The sequence below is a fragment of the Pararcticibacter amylolyticus genome, from assembly GCF_003130405.1.
GTDB lineage: Bacteria > Bacteroidota > Bacteroidia > Sphingobacteriales > Sphingobacteriaceae > Arcticibacter > Arcticibacter amylolyticus.
The window spans coordinates 1-2,084 of the sequence record NZ_QEAS01000060.1; the positions used below are offsets into that span (position 1 = coordinate 1).

A 2,084-nucleotide genomic window follows, 5' to 3' on the forward strand; every position below is an offset into this window, starting at 1 on the left:
TACTCATATGATCAGAATGGGAATCTTCGGACAGACAGCCGTAAAGGACTAAACTTCGAGTACAATCATCTGAACCTTTCGAAAAAGGTAACAAAAGGATCAACTGGAGAATCAATTAGCTACCTTTACGATGCATCTGGAAGAAAGCTAAGAAAGGAGACAGCAGGAGGCAACCGTGATTATATCGGCGGCATCGAATATGGCAACAATGGAAACATTGAGTTTGTTCAGACGGAAGAGGGGAGGGCTGTGAATACAGGTGGTACTTATAGTTATGAATATATGCTAAAAGACCATCTGGGCAACACCCGTGCAGTGGTGAAGCAGGATGGAAGTATCTTGCAAACGCCGGATTATTATGCTTTCGGGATGGAGTTAAACCGGAACCGGCTGACGCCAAGCCCTGATAACAGATATAAATATAACGGGAAGGAATTGCAGACAGAGTTGGGATTGGGGCAATATGATTATGGGGCGAGGTTCTATGATGCGGTAGTTGGGCGATTTACTACTATGGATCCTTTGACTAACAAATATGCAAGCTTCACCCCTTATAACTATACCTTTAATAATCCAGTTAGGTTTATTGACCCGGATGGAAGAGATACTGCTTTATACAATGCAATAGGAGGACAGCTTATTACGAGAAAGCCTGGAGGAGAAAAAACTGCCATATATACGGTTGACGGAAACTCTGACTCTTTTGATTCAGATAATCCTTGGGCAAATGCCGAGGCTCTTACATATCAAGTTGGAAGAAAATCGGGAGGACTTAGTGGTAGATCATTTAGAAGTAATCATCCATTAAGGAATATTGGAACTAGAGTAGGATCACAAGTCTTTTTAGAAGATCTTCTTGATTTAACATCGGAATTCACAAGTATAGTTAGAAGTGGTATTCCAGAATTTTCTGCGTTAAGAGGATTGAGCACGAGAGGTGGATTTTTAAGTGATAGAGCAGAAGCCTTTCAAGATTTAGTTACTGATGGTGCCAAGTATGACTTAAAATCCTTAACTACTAGCGATGGCACTCCTTCTTATGCGGCTTCAGTAATCGGAGAATGGAGCATTCTTAATGGAACCTTGAGACGGTATGATGATTATGGAAATATTTCATATGGAGCATTTGGGGTTGCAGCGGGATTTTCTCAGTCTTTTCTTTTCCAGGGATCAAATTTAAATCAGCTTTGGAAAGATATTACTGGGAAAACAAATGGAAGTGGGGATGAACGAAGGGATATTGATATGATGCGTACAGGGATAGTTAATTACCAATTTTACTTAAAGAAATAGCTATGAAAGCCTTTACATTAATAATTTTTTTGTTCTTTTTATCAAGTTGTTCTCGTTCGCAGATCTTGTTAGAAGAATTGGTGCTAAAAGAAAATATTTACTTCCAAAAAGGAACTTCAATGCCATATGATGGTGAGGCAATATCTAAGTTTGATAATGGCCGTATTTCAAATAAAATTTCGATTAAAAATGGGATTCCTGAAGGCCCTTGGACCGCTTATGGTTTTGATGGAGAAGTTGTTCAATGTGGGAAATATGTTCCTTTTAAAAATAAGGAATTAACTGTAAATGGCGTTAAATCTATTAGGAGACTTAATGTCTGCGAGGTAAAGGAGGGGCAGAATAGTTATACAGATATTTTTGTTGTTGTAGCAGATCAACTAAAGGTTCCTAATAATCCAAAGGAGTTAAAGAATACTTTAATCAAGTTGTTGAAAATGAAAGGGTATAATTTTGAAAATAAACAAGTTAATCAGGTGAAACTTGTAGCAGGTGAATTAGAGTTTCAATAAGTGTCCACAATGACGGAGCGAGACTCTATGATACGGTGATCGGGACATTTAATGTGGTGGATAGATTTGCCGAGAAACACTTTTCTTTTGCCCGTACGGCAGTGCTTAACAACCCCTCAAAACTGTTGTGGAATGTGAATTATTATGATGAAGAAGCACAGGTAACGAAGAACGTGAGCCAGCATTACAAGGGAGGAGCACTGGCTGAAGGGAATTATGACGAAACAGATAATACTTACAGCTTTACACACGAGTTGCTCAGCAGCATGCGCAGCCATA

General features: G+C 39.0%; 2 protein-coding genes and 1 pseudogene. All 3 read left to right on the forward strand.

Annotation, left to right across the window (positions count from 1 at the left end):
- On the forward strand, positions 1-1,293 hold a 1,293-nt coding region (locus tag DDR33_RS24975; protein WP_238387945.1), incomplete at its 5' end, for a polymorphic toxin type 44 domain-containing protein.
- Between the two features lie 2 nt (positions 1,294-1,295).
- Positions 1,296-1,805, forward strand: coding sequence for a toxin-antitoxin system YwqK family antitoxin (locus DDR33_RS24980; RefSeq protein ID WP_109418503.1), 510 nt, complete (start codon positions 1,296-1,298; stop codon positions 1,803-1,805).
- Positions 1,806-1,861: 56 nt separating this feature from the next.
- A pseudogene (locus DDR33_RS24985) lies at positions 1,862-2,084 on the forward strand (hypothetical protein); the annotation flags it as partial.